Annotated in this window: 13 protein-coding genes; 3 read left to right on the plus strand and 10 right to left on the minus strand. The window is 67.7% G+C overall.

What is annotated here, in order from left to right; genetic code table 11:
- From VN378_RS05140 to dnaG, 4 genes are all read right to left on the minus strand, one after another.
- A partial coding sequence (locus tag VN378_RS05140; RefSeq protein ID WP_325741612.1) for a hypothetical protein occupies positions 1-647 on the minus strand: 647 nt, incomplete at its 3' end.
- A gap of 110 nt (positions 648-757) precedes the next feature.
- The gene (locus tag VN378_RS05145; protein WP_325741614.1) at positions 758-1,501 is read right to left on the minus strand and encodes an extensin family protein; all 744 of its coding nucleotides are present in this window, start codon (positions 1,499-1,501) and stop codon (positions 758-760) included.
- Positions 1,502-1,753: 252 nt separating this feature from the next.
- Complete coding sequence (gene rpoD / locus VN378_RS05150; RefSeq protein WP_325741616.1) at positions 1,754-3,709, minus strand: RNA polymerase sigma factor RpoD; 1,956 nt, start codon at positions 3,707-3,709, stop codon at positions 1,754-1,756.
- Between the two features lie 69 nt (positions 3,710-3,778).
- Complete coding sequence (gene dnaG, locus VN378_RS05155) at positions 3,779-5,644, minus strand: DNA primase (protein WP_325741618.1); 1,866 nt, start codon at positions 5,642-5,644, stop codon at positions 3,779-3,781.
- A gap of 230 nt (positions 5,645-5,874) precedes the next feature.
- On the opposite strand from dnaG, the gene VN378_RS05160 reads away from it, so the two are divergent.
- Entirely contained in the window at positions 5,875-6,141 is a 267-nt protein-coding gene (locus tag VN378_RS05160) for a hypothetical protein (RefSeq protein ID WP_325741620.1), read from the plus strand.
- On the opposite strand, the gene carA is transcribed toward VN378_RS05160, so the two are convergent.
- From carA to VN378_RS05180, 4 genes are read right to left on the minus strand one after another with little or no spacing between them, the layout of a single operon-like run.
- A complete protein-coding gene (gene carA / locus VN378_RS05165; RefSeq protein WP_325741622.1) occupies positions 6,142-7,302 on the minus strand; it encodes a glutamine-hydrolyzing carbamoyl-phosphate synthase small subunit in 1,161 nt (386 codons plus the stop codon).
- 46 nt (positions 7,303-7,348) lie between these two features.
- On the minus strand, positions 7,349-8,686 hold the full coding sequence (locus tag VN378_RS05170; protein WP_325741624.1) for an amino acid permease: 1,338 nt from the start codon (positions 8,684-8,686) through the stop codon (positions 7,349-7,351).
- Positions 8,683-9,681, minus strand: a complete 999-nt coding sequence (locus VN378_RS05175) for an aromatic ring-hydroxylating oxygenase subunit alpha (RefSeq protein ID WP_325741626.1) — start codon at positions 9,679-9,681, stop codon at positions 8,683-8,685. Before VN378_RS05175 ends, VN378_RS05170 begins: the two co-directional genes overlap by 4 nt.
- 44 nt (positions 9,682-9,725) lie before the next feature.
- Entirely contained in the window at positions 9,726-10,406 is a 681-nt protein-coding gene (locus tag VN378_RS05180; protein ID WP_325741628.1) for a hypothetical protein, read from the minus strand.
- Between the two features lie 296 nt (positions 10,407-10,702).
- Here VN378_RS05180 and VN378_RS05185 point away from each other — a divergent pair, with 296 nt between their 5' ends.
- Positions 10,703-11,407: an HAD family hydrolase gene (locus VN378_RS05185; RefSeq protein ID WP_325741630.1), complete on the plus strand. Its 705-nt coding sequence runs from the start codon at positions 10,703-10,705 to the stop codon at positions 11,405-11,407.
- Here VN378_RS05185 and VN378_RS05190 read toward each other — a convergent pair.
- Together VN378_RS05190 and VN378_RS05195 are read right to left on the minus strand one after the other, a co-directional pair.
- Positions 11,398-12,189, minus strand: a complete 792-nt coding sequence (locus VN378_RS05190; protein ID WP_325741632.1) for a hypothetical protein — start codon at positions 12,187-12,189, stop codon at positions 11,398-11,400. The genes VN378_RS05185 and VN378_RS05190 overlap by 10 nt on opposite strands.
- Before the next feature lie 115 nt (positions 12,190-12,304).
- Positions 12,305-15,325, minus strand: a complete 3,021-nt coding sequence (locus VN378_RS05195; RefSeq protein WP_325741634.1) for a TonB-dependent receptor plug domain-containing protein — start codon at positions 15,323-15,325, stop codon at positions 12,305-12,307.
- Positions 15,326-15,668: 343 nt separating this feature from the next.
- On the opposite strand from VN378_RS05195, the gene VN378_RS05200 reads away from it, so the two are divergent.
- A complete protein-coding gene (locus tag VN378_RS05200) occupies positions 15,669-15,983 on the plus strand; it encodes a ribonuclease E inhibitor RraB (protein WP_325741636.1) in 315 nt (104 codons plus the stop codon).
- The last annotated feature ends 5 nt before the right edge of the window (positions 15,984-15,988 follow it).

Below are 15,988 nucleotides of genomic sequence, written 5' to 3' on the forward strand. Positions count from 1 at the left end.
TCCCAGTACCGGTCCGCCCACCCCTCCGCCTCGGCCGTCCGCCGGTCAGCCTCCGCCGCCTCCGTCCCATAGGTCTGCGCCCGCCAGCGCAGGGCGTACCCGCCCCAGCGGACGCCGGGGCGGACGCCCTCGGCCAGCATCTCGTGCGCCAGCTCTGTCGCGCGGGCCTCGATGATCTGGCCGGCCTTCATGCGCACCGCCTCGAATTCCTCTTCCCCGGGCTCCGGCGTCGCCCCGGCCTCGGCCGCGTCCAGCCGGGCCAGGGCCTCGGCCGCCTTGAGCTGGGTCAGGGCCTCGGCCGCGCGGCCCTCGGCCAGCAGGGCGGCGGCGCGGTCGACGGCGCGGCGGCGGACCTCGACCGGTTCGGGCGGGGCCGCGGGGTCGCCCGCCGGGTCGCGCCCGGCCCCGGGCGGCGCGTCCGCAGCGGCAGCGACGGCCGTGATCCGCCCGCCCGGCAGTTCGCGGTCCGAGCGCTCCGCCTGATGGCGCCGCGACCAGCCCTCCAGCCGGCATTTCTTCCTCAGATTGGCCAGGCCGATGTCGAACCGCTGCGCCACCGACGGCCCGCTCTCGCCGGCCTCATAGGCCAGCCGCACACGCGCCCACACCTCGGGGCCGCGATATTTTCTCAGACGGAAATGGTCCATGGCGGCAGCCGACCACGCACCTGCGTCAGAAACGGACGCAGCCGTATCCGGAGTCGCCGAAGTCGCATGCGGCGTCGTCGAAGTCGCGCCGGACGCGTCGTCGAATTCTCCTACCGGCAGAACCGCGTGTCGGTCGCCTCCAGATGCAGGTGATCGGCGTGGACCGCATTGTACTCCGGGCTCAGGGTCGTTCCGAAGATGCGGCAGGCGTCGTCGCGGATGCGGCGCAGGAAGCGCGCCTCGGGGCCCTCGCCGGTCCAGTCGGCCGCCACCGTGATCCGCCGCCCGTCGCGCAGCCGCACCCCGGCGAAGTCCAGCGCCGCCGCCTGCGAATGGGCGCTGATGCGGCCGCTGACCCCGCCGTTGTTCACATTGCGGCAGGCGTACGCCCCCATGTGATCGATCTGGACCACGTCCGAGCCCAGGAGCTCCCGCGCCGCCGGCTCCAGCGACTGGCGCCGCCACACGCTCAGGGCCAGGGCCGTCCGGCAGGTCATCTCGACGTCGCCGGGGGCCATGCGCGCCACGGTCCCGAGGTCCGGTCCCAGAACGCCGCCGGCGGTCAGGCCGCAGGTCTGGGTGGTCGACCGGTCGGGCACGGGGCGGAAGGTCACGCGGGCGGCCGTCAGCTGGGCCATGCACTGCTGCAGGTCGGCGCTCTCGCGGATCACCGCCGGGCGCGTGCCGCCGCCGATCGGCTGGTCGACCAGCGCCCCGACCAGCGGCGCCTCGGTGCGCGAGGAGGCGGCCGGATAGCGGGCGGGGGCGGGCCGCTCGGGCAGCATGGGGCTGCAGCCGGCCAGCAGCAGGGCCGTGGCGGCGGCGGTCGCTAGGGGGCGAAGGACGGGGCGCATGGGGCGGAGGCTAGGGTGATTTGATCTGGTGGATAATCACGAGATCACCAGCACACCAAAATTCCGATCATCCCGGCGAAAGCCGGGACCCAGTGCTGTCCAGCCTGACGCCGGCGTTTCAGGACTGCCGAGCGAGGCCAGTTGGATCTGGCTGTATCACCCAAAGGACTGCGTCCCGGCTTTCGCCGGGATGAGCGGAGGGTGGTGGCCAGGGAAAAAGGGGCGGCCCTTGCGAGCCGCCCCCTGTCCGTATCAGCTGTCCAGGAAGCTCCGCAGCTTCCGGCTGCGGCTGGGGTGCTTCAACTTGCGCAGCGCCTTGGCCTCGATCTGGCGGATGCGTTCGCGGGTGACCGAGAACTGCTGGCCGACCTCTTCCAGGGTGTGGTCGGTGTTCATGCCGATGCCGAAGCGCATGCGCAGCACCCGCTCCTCGCGCGGCGTCAGGGACGCCAGCACGCGGGTGGTGGTTTCGCGCAGGTTCGACTGGATGGCCGCGTCGATCGGCAGGATGGCGTTCTTGTCCTCGATGAAGTCGCCCAGGTGCGAATCCTCCTCGTCGCCGATGGGCGTTTCGAGAGAGATGGGCTCCTTGGCGATCTTGAGGACCTTGCGCACCTTCTCCAGCGGCATGGCCAGCTTCTCGGCCAGCTCTTCCGGCGTCGGCTCGCGGCCGATCTCGTGCAGCATCTGGCGGCTGGTGCGGACGATCTTGTTGATCGTCTCGATCATGTGCACCGGGATGCGGATGGTGCGCGCCTGGTCGGCGATCGAGCGGGTGATGGCCTGACGGATCCACCAGGTCGCATAGGTGCTGAACTTGTAGCCGCGGCGGTACTCGAACTTGTCGACCGCCTTCATCAGGCCGATGTTGCCCTCCTGGATCAGGTCCAGGAACTGCAGGCCGCGGTTGGTGTATTTCTTGGCGATGGAGATGACCAGGCGCAGGTTGGCCTCGACCATTTCCTTCTTGGCCTGACGGGCCTCGCGCTCGCCCTTCTGCACCGTCTGGACGATGCGGCGGTAGTCGTCGATCGGCAGGCCGGCCTCGGTGGCCACGGCGGCGACGTCGCCGCGGATCTGGGCGATCTGGGCCTGTTCGTTCTCGCTGAACTTGGTCCAGCGCACGCCCATGTCCTTGATCCGCTCGGCCCAGGCGGGGTCCAGCTCGGCGCCGAAATAGGACTTGAGGAATTCGGGGCGCGAGATGCCGTAGCTGTCGGCCAGGCGCAGCAGCCGGCCCTCGAGGCCCATCAGGCGTTTGTTGATGGCGTACAGCTGCTCGACCAGCGCCTCGATGCGGTGGTTGTTCAGCTTCATCGTCTTCAGCCGGCCCGAAATGGTCGAGGTCAGCGTGTCATAGGCCTTCTGGTCCTTGGCGCTGAGCTGTTCGCCCTTCAGCCGGCTCTCCACCAGCTTGTCCTGCAGCTTGCGGAACGCCCCGAAGTCGCCCGCGACCGCGTCCAGCACCTCCATGACCCCATCGCGCAGCTCCGCCTCCAGCGCCGAGATCGACATCCCGCCGCCATCGTCGAAGTCCTCGTCCTCCTCGTCGTCCGTCTCCGGCTTGGGCTCCGCGCCCTCTTCCGGTTCGGCCGGCTCGACCACCGTGCCGGCGGGCGGCTGGTTGTGCGGCAGGGACGAGGGGTTCAGCACGCCATAGGTGGCGTCCAGGTCGATGACCTCGCGCAGCAGGATGCGGTTGTTGGCCAGTTCGTCGCGCCAGACCATGATGGCCTCGAACGTCAGGGCGCTCTCGCACAGGCCGGAGATCATGGCGTCGCGGCCGGCCTCGATGCGCTTGGCGATGGCGATCTCGCCCTCGCGGCTCAGCAGTTCGACCGAGCCCATCTCGCGCAGATACATCCGCACCGGGTCGTCGGTGCGATCATAGGCGGCCTTGGCCGGCGTCTCGGCGACGTTCGTCTCCGCGCGCTCGACGACCTCGCCGCCCTCTTTTTCAGTGGTCTCGGCCGCGTCTTCCTCGGCCTCGACGACGTTGACCCCCATTTCGGACAGCATCGCCAAGGTGTCCTCGATCGCGTCGGGGGTCACCTCTTCCGACGGCAGGACCTTGTTCAGGTCCTCCATGGTCACATAGCCCCGGGCCTTGGCCTGTTTGATGAATTTCTTCACCCCGGCGTCGGTGAGGTCGAGCAGCGGACCGTCGCTCTGGGCTTCGGTTTCCTGCGTCTCGGTCTGCGCACTCATTCAGTTCTATCTCCGGGTGGAGCGGCTGATCAGGCCGTCCGCCAATGCAACGTGTGGCGGGGTCGTTGGTTACGAACCCGCGCTGTCTTCCCAAATCTCACCGGTTTTGATCGCACGACGCAAAGCATCCCGCTCGGCTTTCAGCCGGCGAAACGCCTCGTCCTGGCCCGGCGTACCCGCCGTCGAGCCCAGGGCATCCTCCAGCGCCGCCACGCGAGTGAGCGCGTCGAACGCCTGCGACCATCGGATCCGCGCCTCGCCGAGGGGCTTGTCTGTGGCCAGGAAGGGCGCGCCGGACTTTGCCGCCGCCTTCTCGACCTCGTGCATTAGGACGCCATGACCCGATTGCGCCAGATGGCGACGGAGCGCCGCAGAGTCAAGGTCCTGACCCGAGAAGCGCAGGCGAACCATCTCCTGCGCCAGCCCGTCCAGGGCCGGATCCCCGAAGCCATGGGCGGCGATCGCCTCAAGATGATCGTCCATCCGCTCGGGGTCGTCGACGGCGCCATGAGCCAGGGCCGCGGCGACCGGCTCGATCGAACGGGATAGCGACTGCATCGCCTGCGCCCCCTCCGCTGTCTGCCCCAGTTTGGGGGGCGGGCCCGGACGCCAGCGCCCGCCGGGCCCGGCCGAGGGCTGGCTCGCGGGCGCGCGACGGGCGGGAAACAGGGCGTCGAAGCGATCGAACAGTTCGCGTCGATACTGTTCCGCCAGGTCCTTGTCCTGAATGGCCGAGGCGGCCTGACGCAAGCGGCCCTTCAGGCCCGCCCTCCGCTCGGGCGAATCCAGCGGCTCGACCTCGGCCTCCTTGCCGAATAGCACCTCGGCGAAGGGACGGGTCGCGGCCAAGGCCTGACGCAGGGCCGGCGCGCCCTTGTCGCGCAGGATATCGTCGGGGTCCTGCCCCCCCTCCAGCAGGGCGAAGCGGAACGAACGGCCCGACTTCAACTGCGGCAGGGCCCGGTCGATGGCGCGATAAGCCGCCCGACGTCCGGCGGCGTCGCCGTCGAAGCACAGCACAGGCTCGTGCGAGACTCGCCACAGCCGCTCCATCTGCTCTTCGGTCAGGGCGGTGCCCATGGGCGCCACGGCGGGGATTCCGGCGCGGTGGCAGGCGATCACGTCCATATAGCCCTCGACCACCACTATGGCCTGGTCGCTCTTGGACTCGGCGCCGAGAATGCGACGGGCCTCGGGCAGGCCGTACAGGGTCGCGCCCTTGTGGAAGAGCGGGCTCTCGGGACCGTTCAGATATTTGGCGCGGTCGTCCGGATTCATGGCCCGGCCGCCGAAACTGACGATGCGGCCCCGCGCGTCGAGGATGGGGAACATCAGCCGGTCGCGGAAACGGTCGTAGGGCGCGCCTCCGCCTTCCGGGGCTATCAGCATCCCCGCCTCGACCAGATCGCCGGGCCGGGCGCCGCGCTGGACCAGGGCGTTCTTCAGCCCCTCACGGTCATTGGGCGCATAACCGAGGCCGAACCGTTCCCACTGGTCCTCGGGCAGGCCGCGCTTCTCAAGGTATTCCCGCGCCGCCTTCCCCGGGGAGCGGCGCAGATTCGCGGCGAACCATTTCTGCGCCAGATCCATCCAGTCGGTCAGACCCTGCTTCTTCGCCTCGCGCTCGGCGGCCTGGGGGTCTTCGGCCGGTAGGGCCATGCCCGCCTCGCCGGCCAGCCGCTGTACGGCCTCGACGAAACTGAGCCGCTCGGTCTCCTGCAGGAAGCTGATGACGTCGCCGTGTTTGCCGGACGAGAAGTCGTGGAAGAAGCCCTTGTCGTCATTGACGAAGAAGGATGGCGACTTTTCCTTGGTGAAGGGCGACAGGCCGACGTACTCGCGTCCCTGACGCTTGAGCTTCACCGTCCGCCCGATGATGTCGGACGGCCGAAGGCGGGCCTTCAGTTCTTCAAGGAAACGGTCGTCGAAGCGCACCGCGCCTTATAGCGCGCGACTCACCAGTTTGGGTCTCTTTACCTCTCGTTAACCACAAAGGCTAAAGAGCGGCCATAACTGCCTGAATATGCGCGTATTTTTCTGCACATGTCGGAACTATCCACAGACCTGTGGATTAACCATACCTCGCCCGGTGAAGACGAAGGAACGGACGGCGGCCTGACGAACGCCGCGGTTCGACCGGGAGTGAGTACAGAAAGAGACTATCGATGTTTCTGACTATCGTCCGCCCCGCGGTGGAGCCAAAAGGTCCGGACGCCGTCGCCGTTCCAGGATCCCCGGCCATTGACGACCTGTCTCCCCGCGCCCTGCACGCCCGGCTGCTGGAGAACGCCGCCCTGCGGCGTTTGCGCGGCGCCGAACGGCTGCGCTCGAATCGTCTGGAAGACGCCGACTACTGGCTGCACGCCGCCCCCGTAGCCGTGCGTAAGGCCAGCGCCCTGCGCGAGGAAAAGAGCTTTGCGCCGCTGCCGTAATCAGCCGCGCATCGAATCCGCGAACCGCTGGAACAGATACAGGCTGTCGGTCGGCCCCGGGGAGGCCTCGGGGTGGTGCTGGACGCTGAACACCGGACGGTCCTTCAGGGCGATGCCGCAGTTGGTGCCGTCGAACAGGCTGACGTGGGTCTCGGTAACGGCGTCAGGCAGGCTGTCGCGGTCAACGGTGAAGCCATGGTTCATCGACACGATTTCGACCTTGCCCGTGGTCAGATCCTTGACCGGGTGATTGGCGCCATGGTGGCCCTGGGCCATCTTGACGGTCTTCGCGCCCAGGGCCAGGGCCAGCATCTGGTGACCGAGACAGATGCCGAACAGGGGCGTGCCGCTGTCCACCAGTTTTTTGATTTCCGGCACCGCATAGACGCCCGTCGCCGCCGGATCGCCCGGCCCGTTGGACAGGACCACGCCGTCGGGATTACGGGCCAGAATGTCCTCGGCCGTCGTCGTCGCCGGCACTACAGTGATCCTGGCGCCGGTCGATGCGAGCGCCCGCAGGATGTTGCGTTTCACGCCATAGTCGATGACGACCACCGACTTGTCGGTCGCGTTGACGCGCGGATGGCCCTCCGGCCAGTCCCACAACCCCTCGTCCCACTCGAACGCCTGCAGCGTGGAAGCCGGTTTGGCGAGATCGAGGCCGACGAGGCCGCTCCAGGCCTTCGCCCGACCGACCAGGGCGTCGAGGTCGAAATTTCCGTCCGGATCATGGGCGATCACCGCATGAGGCGCGCCGCCGTCCCGTATCAGGGCCGTGAGGGCCCGGGTGTCGACACCGGCGAGACCGACCACGCCACGCCGCTTCATCCAGTCGTCGAACGAACTGTCCGCCCGCCAGTTGGCCGGATCGGTAGGCAGATCGCGAAAGACGGCCCCGCGCGCGGAGGTGTCGGAGCCGCCGCCGATCTGCTCCAGATCCTCGACGTTCGTCCCGGTGTTGCCGACGTGCGGGAAGGTGAAGGCCAGGATCTGGCTCATGTAGGACGGGTCGGTCAGGATTTCCTGATAGCCGGTCATGGCCGTGTTGAAGACGACCTCGCCGAGGGCCGAGCCCGTCGCGCCGCAGCCGAGGCCCTGCAGGATGGTTCCGTCCGCGAGCGCGAGCACGCCGGTGACGCCGGGTAGAAGCTGGGTGGTCATGACAGGGTCCCTAGCACCGAATCCCGGCGAGCAAACGGCGGCGTTGCTAAAGAGCGGGCGTCCCGGGGTCAACCGGCACGGCGCGTTTGCGCATGAACGCCATCCAGGCGAGCGACGTGACCACAAAGAAGCCCGCCGTCGGCAGGATGTAGGGCGGCGCCGCGAACCCCACGGCGGCGCAGGCGAACAAAAAACCGACCGCGGCGACGGCGCGCGCGCGGGACCGGCGCGCAAGCCGGAACAGCGCCGCCGAACAGATGGCGTAGACGACGAGGCTCAGCACCGCCGTCGCGCCCGCGAGAATGTTGAACTGTCCGCCCAGGGTCGGCTGGCCCGAAAGGACGGTGACCACGCTCATGATCGCGCCGCCCAGCAGGGGGTTGGCGACAGGGGTTCGCGCTCCGTGACCGAAGCCGGACGGCAGATAGCCGCGGCGCGCCGCCGCTCGTGCGGTCTCTCCGCCCAGCATGACCCAGCCGCCGACCGTGCCGATGGTCTTCGCCACCGCGCAGATCGCGACGAAGCCGGCGATCGAGGCGCCGAACACCCGTGAGGCGAGGTCGGCGTAGGGGCTGGTCGACTGGGCCAGCACGCCGGCTGGAATCACGCCGAATACGGCGACGGTCGCGGCGACATAGATGACCGTGGCCAGAAGCACTCCGGCGACCGAGGCCCGCCCGACATCGCGGGCGGGGTCGCGCACCCGCAGGGACAGGGCCGCAGCGCTCTCGACGCCAAGAAAGGCCCAGAAGATGACGGCCAGCGACGCCGGAACGGTCTCAACGAGAGGATCGCCGGACGGGCTCCAGGACTGCGCGAAGATCGCGGGATCGAAAGCGACGATCCCCGCCGCCACCGCGATGACGATGGGCGCCAGACCGACCACGAGAGCAAGCGCCGCCACCCACGATGCGGTTCGCGCGCCGACCATATAGGCGATGGTCGCCAGCCAGATCAGACCGAGGTTACAGAAGGTCGCAGCAACGGGGTCCTTCAGCACCGGCCAGAAAAAGCCCAGATAGCCCGTCGCGGCGACCGCAATGGCGACATTGCCGACCAGGCAGGCGGTCCAGAAGGCCAGGGCGGTCTGAAAGCCGAAGAAGCGCCCCAGCCCCCGCTCGGCGAAACCGGACAGGCCGTCCGCATCAGGCTGCAAACGTCCCAGGGCCCCGAACACGAGCGCAAGCGTGACCGCCCCGGCTCCGGCGACAAGCCAGCCAATCAGGCTGGAACTGCCGGTGGGCGCCAGGCTGGCGGGCAGCAGATAGACGCCCGAGCCGATCATGTTGCCGGCCACGACCAGGGCCGCCAATCCCCAACCCAGCTTGTGCCGGTCCGCCAGGGGTTCTTCCGGCAGTGGCATGGGATGCTGAACGCCGCTCACGGGTGAACCTCCGCGATCCGCGACTGGAACCAGGCGACCGCGACTTCATGGCGCGGACTCAGCACGCCGCGGTCATAGGCCCCCGCCGACAGATTGGCCTGCACCGCCTCGCAGATGGCGGCGTCCTCGGCGGTCAGGCGGTCGGAGGCTTCAAGCGCGCCGCCCAGAGCCGTCTCGCCGCCGTCGTTGAGGAACAGATAGTCCAGCCGCGTCCGCCCGGGTCCGACCGGTGTCATCCGCTCGATCATGGCTCCGTCGCGATAGACGTTGATCCCCAGGTTCGGCCACAGCCAGCCCCACACCCCGGCCTGCGGTCCGTCATTGACGCCTGCCGCTTCCTGAATGACCAGATCGCCCTCGACCCGAACGCGGTATTCGGCCGACCCCAGTTCGCCGGCCAGTACGGGATGGACCGACCCGATGTGGTACCCCTCCAGATAGTTCTCGGCATAGGTTTTCCAGTCACAGGCCAGGTCGTGGCTGCGCCGCAGGGCCGGCGCGGCGACCGTCAGGCCTCGCTCGGCCAGAAGGGCTTCCAGCGGCGCGACGAGATCGGCCAACGGGGCGGCGTCCGCGTCCAGAGTGGCGAACACCAGACCGCGCCATGTCTCGAGACGCAGCGCCAGCAGACCGAACTCGCGCGGGTCGAACCCGTCCGCGGCGCCGAAGCCGACGGCGGACCGCAGCCGGCCGTCCAGAGCGTAGCGCCAGCCGTGGTAGCCGCACACCAATTCGCCCTCGCAGTGTCCCCGCGGACCTGTAACCAGCGGTCCCGCCCTGTGCCGGCAAACATTGTGAAAGGCGCGCAGCACCCCGTCCTTGCCGCGCAGGGCCAGCAGACGATGACCGGCCACGTCGGACGCGATCCAGTCGCCGGGACCCGCCGCCTCCGCCTCATGGCCCAGAAACAACCAGGCGCGCCCGAACACGGCGGATCGCTCGCGCGACCATGCGTCGGGACAGCCATAGAGTCGGGCGGGAAGCGTGGCCTGCATGACCGGGATCAAGGCCCCGGCGCGGCGGCTGCGTCAACCACCCCCTAGACTGTGATGGCCGCCATGCCCGCGAACACCGCATGGGTGGCGCCGGCGGCCTGGGCGGCCAGACCCCGGTCGGGCCGCAGGTTCAACAGCAGGACCTGGCTACAGGTCTCGCGCGCGGCGACGATCAGGTCCTGGGCCGCCTGCCACTCGCGGGGCCCCTCATGAGCGACGCCGGCGAAGTCTATGGCCAGGCAGCGGGCGCGGACGCCCGCCAGCCGACGGACAAGGCCCGGGTCGGGCGCGATGTGCAGAATCACACCCAGGGCCGCCGTTTCGAAATGGCCGACGGATTCGTCGATTGTCTCGGGCGGCGCCTGTTCCAGCCCCCCCATGACCTCGACCAGCAGATTGCCCGGGGCCGAGCCGTGCTGAAGTTCCGCGCAGAGCAGCGCGAACCGCCCGCGGCTGGAAGCCACCGTTCGCCAGAAGGCCGGCAATACCCCGGTGTCTTCCGGGCCCAGACGCAGCAGGTCCAGACCGTAGTTCAGGGTCTGCAGGTCGATGCGCTTCAGATCGGCCGGTTCCAGGGTCCGCCGGCCCAGGGCGGCCAGGGCGGATTCGCCTCCTCGATGCCGGACGATGCGGCGAATGCGCCGGCTGACCGGCGTCGACCGGTCCAGATCGAAGACGGGCTGGGCGGCCAGGGTCACGGTCAGCTCGCGTCCGGCGCGGGTCACCAGGCTGAAAGTCAGACTCTCATAGGGCGCGGCGTAGGAGCGGCGCTCTCCCAGAGGCGAGTAGGAACTTTCCCTTTCGGGGCTTCTCCCCGGACTATCGGTCGCCGTGTACGCCGGAACTTGTGTCATGACCGCCCCCTTGGCTGGTCGTTGAAGTTCCCCCCGGACCTGACAGAGTATCCCCGAACCCACGAACGCAACGCTGACAAACATGGTCAAAGGCCGTTGACCATGATGACCCCGTTCGGGCCTCCACCGCCCCTCCCCCGGACCGGGTTGTGGTGTTAGGGAGCGGCATGAACATCACCACGGTCGGTCTCGATGCCGACGACACCCTCTGGCACAATGAGACCATCTTCCGGCTGACGCAGGACCGGTTCGTCGCGCTGCTGGCCGATCACGCGGATCGGGCGACGCTCGAAGCCCGGATGGCCGAGACCGAAAAGCGGAATCTTCGCCTGTACGGATACGGCGTAAAGGGTTTCACCCTGTCGATGATCGAGACCGCCATGGAGCTGACCGGAGGAGAGGCCCCGGCGTCCGTGGTGCGAGAAATCCTCGCCGCGGGACGCGAGATGCTGGCCCATCCGGTCGAAACCCTGCCCGGCGTGGATGAGGCCCTGGCGGCGCTATCCGACCGCTACCGGCTGGTGCTGATCACCAAGGGCGACCTGCTGGACCAGGAGCGGAAACTGGCCGCATCGGGCCTGGGCGATCTGTTCGCCGCCATCGAGATCGTGTCGGAAAAGGATCGCGAAATCTATGAACGCATCTTCGATCGCCACGGCTCCGGGGCGAGGGAAGCCGTCATGGTCGGCAATTCCATGAAGTCGGACGTGCTGCCGGCCCTGGAGGCAGGCGCCTGGGCGGTGCACATCCCCTACGCCATCACATGGGCGCACGAAGTGGCGGATGCGCCTGACAATCACGACCGCTACGGGGCGCTGGCCAGCATCGCCGACCTGCCGGAATGGGTCGCAGGGCGAACCCCTCAGGCATAGCCCAGAAGGGCCCGCAAACCCGGCGCATGGAACTCGACCAGCCGGCGCTGGGTTTCCGGCAGCGAGGCGGGGAACTCCAGTCCCTCCGGCAGTTTGAGATTCTCGCGGGCGGTGCGGCTCTGCTTGCGATCGGCCCCGACGGTGACCCGCTCGCGCCAGTCGGCGGGCCGCTCGATGCCGGCGGCGGCCAGCAGGGCGGAGAAAAAGGCCTCGCTCTCGGGCGTGTCGATGGCGTTGACCGCCCGCACCGCATCTTCGTAGCGCACGAGATGAACGCCCGTGCCCAGCCAGGCCGCGGCGTTGTGGGTGAAGATGTCGAGCAGCGCCGGAGACTTCTGGTGAATGCCGAAGATCATCATGTTGAGGATGGCGTCTGCGGAAAAGACGCCCGACTTCAGATGAGCGATATTTTCCTGCTCGAACTCCTCGGAAACGAAGAATCGCGCACGGGCCAGCACCCAGTCGTACGGATCGCGAACCAGCAGGATGTGCCGCGCGAAACGGATGTTGGCCAGCGACTGGTCGCTGAACAACAGATGGCCGCAGGACAGCATGGGCGCGTTCGGATTGAAGGCGTCCAGATGCAGATGCATATTCGGAATCTGCACGAAATCCCGATCATGGTGCTGCGCCACCGGCACGAACATCCGCAGGATGTTGCGCAGCAGATGAGTGCCGCCCTTGGGTACGCTGTTGACCAGAACCGGCTGCTTCAGCGGCGCCTGATCGAATCTGGCGACCTCGTCGTTCAGCGTGTCCTTCAGGCCCTTGATGACAGCCATGCGGCCTCCTTGCGCGGCGGCTGCGCCGCCATCCTGCTAGCAGAAGCGGGGCCGCCGGAACGGCAAGGGGCGACGGATTGCTCCGCCGCCCCCGGTTTGCGTCAGGCGTAGCGGCCTAGAACGATTTGCTGAGCCGGACGAAGGCGCGGCGGCCGTAATAGGCTTCCTGATACTGCGACGACAGGATGGAGTTGCCCTGCGTTCCGACGGCGGTCGCGGAAGCGGCCGGCGGCAGTTCGTCGAACAGGTTCGCCACCCCGGCCGAAATGCCCCAGCCCTCGGCTTCATACGCCAGCGAGACGCTGTGGAAACCGGTGAACTCGGCGTTGGCCTTGATCGCCGTCACCCGACCGTCGATGGTCTGGAACATCGACTGGCCGTTGCGGATGCGATCGGGGCGATTGTCCTGATCGCCGATCCAGTCGAAGCCCCAGAAGGCCGTCCACGGACCGCGCGTGACGCTGGCGTTGATGTTGCCGACCAGTTTCGGATTGCCGATGTCGCCCAGGAAGTCGGTGCCGAAGTCGGCGAACGTCGACTGGTTCGATTCGAACGTCCAGGTGGTCTGGGTATCGAGCGACAGCGTGCCCCAGTTGAAGTCGTGGAACCAGCGCGCCGTGATATCCAGGCCGCGGTTGTTCTGCTCTGCGATGTTCAGGAAGCTGTCCCGGACTTCGATGATCGACTTGGACGTCGGGTCCCGGTCGAACTGGGAGCAGATCGGGTCAGACGGGAAGTTCTCCGACAGATAGCAGGCCTGCAGGATGCCCCCGGCGCCGAGCACGCTGACCTGGTCCTCGATGTTGATCTCGAAATAGTCGACTGCAACGCTGAGGTTGCTGTCCGGCGGGGTCAGCACAAGGCCGATGACCGTCGCCTTTGAGGTTTCGGGTTCCAGCACGCCCAGACCGCCGCCCGTCACCACTTCGGCCGACGACACGCCGCCGACGAAGTTACCCGGGACGCCGCCGCCCGGACCGGACGTGCTGCGGCAGTTGACATAGAGCGGGTCGGTCGTCGTCAGACTTCCGTCCACCACACGCTGGTCCAGGTTCAGGCAGGGATCGATATTGCGTTGACCGACGAAGCTGGTCTGGTCGGCCAGATACAGTTCGAACAGGGCGGGGGCGCGGAACGAGGTGCCGTGCGTGGCCCGGATGCGGATCGTGTCGCTGATCGCCCAGTTCAGGCCCACCTTGTAGGTCGAGGCGTCGCCCGAGGTCTTGGTGTCGGTGTAGCGGCCCGACAGCGACAGATCGAGGCGCTGGACGAAGGGCAGGTCGGTCAGAAGCGGGATGGCCAGTTCGGCGTAGGCCTCGTTGGTGTCTTCCGAACCCTCGGTGATGCCGGCGCCCGTCAGACCCCAGCTGTTGTCGGCCAGGGTGATCTCTCCCGGGGTGTCGACGATCTCGTCGCGGCGGACGTGGAAGCCGAGGGCGATCCCCAGCGGTCCGGCCGGCAGTTCGAACAGATTGCCGGCGATCGATCCTTCCAGGTAGGTCTGCTCATAGACAGTATTGCCGGTGTCGGTCGCGAACAGGAAATCGCGCTCGGCCTGGGTCAGGTCGCCGGCGAGGAAGCCCGGCCGGGTGAAGTCGACGTCGATGCAGGGGCGACCGCTGACCGGAAGGTTTGTGCCGACGCAGGAGACGGTCTTGAAGTTGGTCGACTCCACGGCGTCATTCAGGATGACGTCGGAGGTGTATTCACCGTCCGAGCGGCTGTACTGGCCGAAGATGTCCCACTTCCAGCCGTTCATGAAACCCAGGTTCAGGTCGCCGCGCAGGCCCAGCACCAGTCGGGTGTAGTCCACGCGTTGGGACTGGTCGAAGTGATCGGTGATCGCCGTGGGGCTGAGGATGTTCAACCCGGTAAAGCCGTTGACGGGATCTCCGCCGGCGCCCGGACCATAGTAGAAGTCCAGGAAGTCGGAGGTGAGGGTGTAGTTCCAGAACTGGCGGTAGCTGTCGGTGCGGCTTTCGCGGCGGTTCAGCAGCAGTTCGGCATAGGCCTCGACCCCGCCGCCCAGCTCATAGGCGCCTTCGACGAACGCCGTATAGCGTTCGGTTTCGGGAATGATGGATTCCTCGTGCGCGAACGGGGACAGGTTGTTGACCACGGCCCGCGAAGGGGTGTCGTAGTTGACCAGGTAGAAGCCGGCCGGCGCCGTCGGATACTGGGCGCTGACTGCGGGGTTGGTCGGACGCGGCGGAATATAGGAGCCAAGGTCGCCGTCATAGTCATACTGGAACCGGCCGGCCCGGCCCGAGAAGTCGGGACCGTAGACATAGACCTGTCCCCAGGTGAGGTCGTTGCAGGTCGGCTGGCCCGTGCGCGGATCGATACGGTCGGCGCGATTGCGGGTGCCCGGCTCGAACACATACTGGTTCCTGCAGATCAGGTAGTCGCGCTCGCCGGCGGCCAGCTTCTCCTGCAGGTAATAGTCAGCGGAGAAATTGAGGTAGCCCCGGTCGAAGGTTTTCCCGAAGGAGCCGGAGACGTTGTATTGCTCGCCGCCGCCCTCGAACGGCATGCTGGCGAAGGCCGCCATCTCGCCGCCGTCGCGGGCGCGTTCGGTGATCAGGTTGACCACGCCGGCCACCGCGTCCGAGCCGTAGATGGACGACGCGCCGTCCTTCAGCAGGTCAATGCGGTTGATGGCCGACTGCGGAATGACGTTGAGGTCGAAGCTGGACACGCCGCCGCGCGTGCCCGCCGGGCCGGCCCGACGGCCGTTAAGCAGAACCAGCGTGCGGTTGGCGCCCAGGCCGCGCAGTGAGATGGTCGCGGCGCCCGGGCCGCCGTTGGTCACAAAGGCGCTGGAGATGGTGGAGTTCACCTGCGGCGAACCGGCCGCCAGGGTCGAGGATTGCAGCAACTGGGCCGTATCGCTGAGACCGCGCTGCTCGGCGCGCTCTGTCGTCAGCACCTGGAGCGGCGACGGGCTGGTGTACTCGTTCTGGGGAATCCGGGAACCGGTGACGACGACGTCGTCGAGCTCCGCGCTTTCCTCGTCCTGATCGTCCTGCGGAGCCGGTTGGGCGTCCTGGGCGAAAGCCGGAGCGGCCAGAAGAAGAGCGGCGAAGACACCGCCGGCCAGAGCGGACGAATCCCGCAGTCGAGTGCGAATGGACATTAAGGTTCCCAACGGTGGTGGAAGCAAGAATCGATCGGTATTCCACAGATTGCTGCAAATGCAACTGCGCAGCCTCATTTGGGCCGCGGATGGCGCGATTCGACACCTGTTTGCGCCGCATTTTGCTCAAGGTGTTGCAGTTACAGCATTACATAACAGCGATCTCTCCTGTTTCGCGTCTGTCCGCCGCAATTCCCCGGTAACGGACCTGGACGCCCGCCGGCGCATTTCGCCTTGTCCGTTGCGGTCGGCATCTTTAGACGGGCCGCTTGACCGACAACCCGACCGACCTGCGCCGGCGCCCTGCCGCCGCCTGAGGCCGCGCGCGCAAGGAGCCCGCCCCGTGTCAGACTCCGCCGTCCCCCACGAGGAACGCGACGCGATGGTGCGCGCGTCGCTGGCGGCGCATGGCGACAGCGGGATCACGCCGCGGCACACGCTGTTTTACTTCTATGGCGAAGGGGACCACGACGACCTGAACGAGGTCGCGCGGCGCGCCGGCTTCCTGACCCGGGGGCAGGACGACGCCACCATCCTCGAGACGACAATGGCCGTGGACGAGGCGTCCTTCGTCCCCGTCTCGGCCATGATGCAATCCTGGGCCGCGGCCTTCCAGCTGGACTACGACGGCTGGGAGTGCGCGGTCGTGACGAACTGAGTAGC

Origin of the sequence: Brevundimonas sp. (assembly GCF_035561115.1) — a bacterium.
GTDB lineage: Bacteria > Pseudomonadota > Alphaproteobacteria > Caulobacterales > Caulobacteraceae > Brevundimonas.

Coding starts and splice junctions, on each gene's coding strand:
- VN378_RS05175 (WP_325741626.1), bottom strand. CDS start 9,681: ATGCAGGCCACGCTTCCCGCCCGACTCTATGGCTGTCCCGACGCATGG.
- VN378_RS05190 (WP_325741632.1), bottom strand. CDS start 12,189: ATGGCTGTCATCAAGGGCCTGAAGGACACGCTGAACGACGAGGTCGCC.
- VN378_RS05195 (WP_325741634.1), bottom strand. CDS start 15,325: ATGTCCATTCGCACTCGACTGCGGGATTCGTCCGCTCTGGCCGGCGGT.
- VN378_RS05160 (WP_325741620.1), top strand. CDS start 5,875: ATGTTTCTGACTATCGTCCGCCCCGCGGTGGAGCCAAAAGGTCCGGAC.
- VN378_RS05185 (WP_325741630.1), top strand. CDS start 10,703: ATGAACATCACCACGGTCGGTCTCGATGCCGACGACACCCTCTGGCAC.
- carA (WP_325741622.1), bottom strand. CDS start 7,302: ATGACCACCCAGCTTCTACCCGGCGTCACCGGCGTGCTCGCGCTCGCG.
- rpoD (WP_325741616.1), bottom strand. CDS start 3,709: ATGAGTGCGCAGACCGAGACGCAGGAAACCGAAGCCCAGAGCGACGGT.
- VN378_RS05145 (WP_325741614.1), bottom strand. CDS start 1,501: ATGCGCCCCGTCCTTCGCCCCCTAGCGACCGCCGCCGCCACGGCCCTG.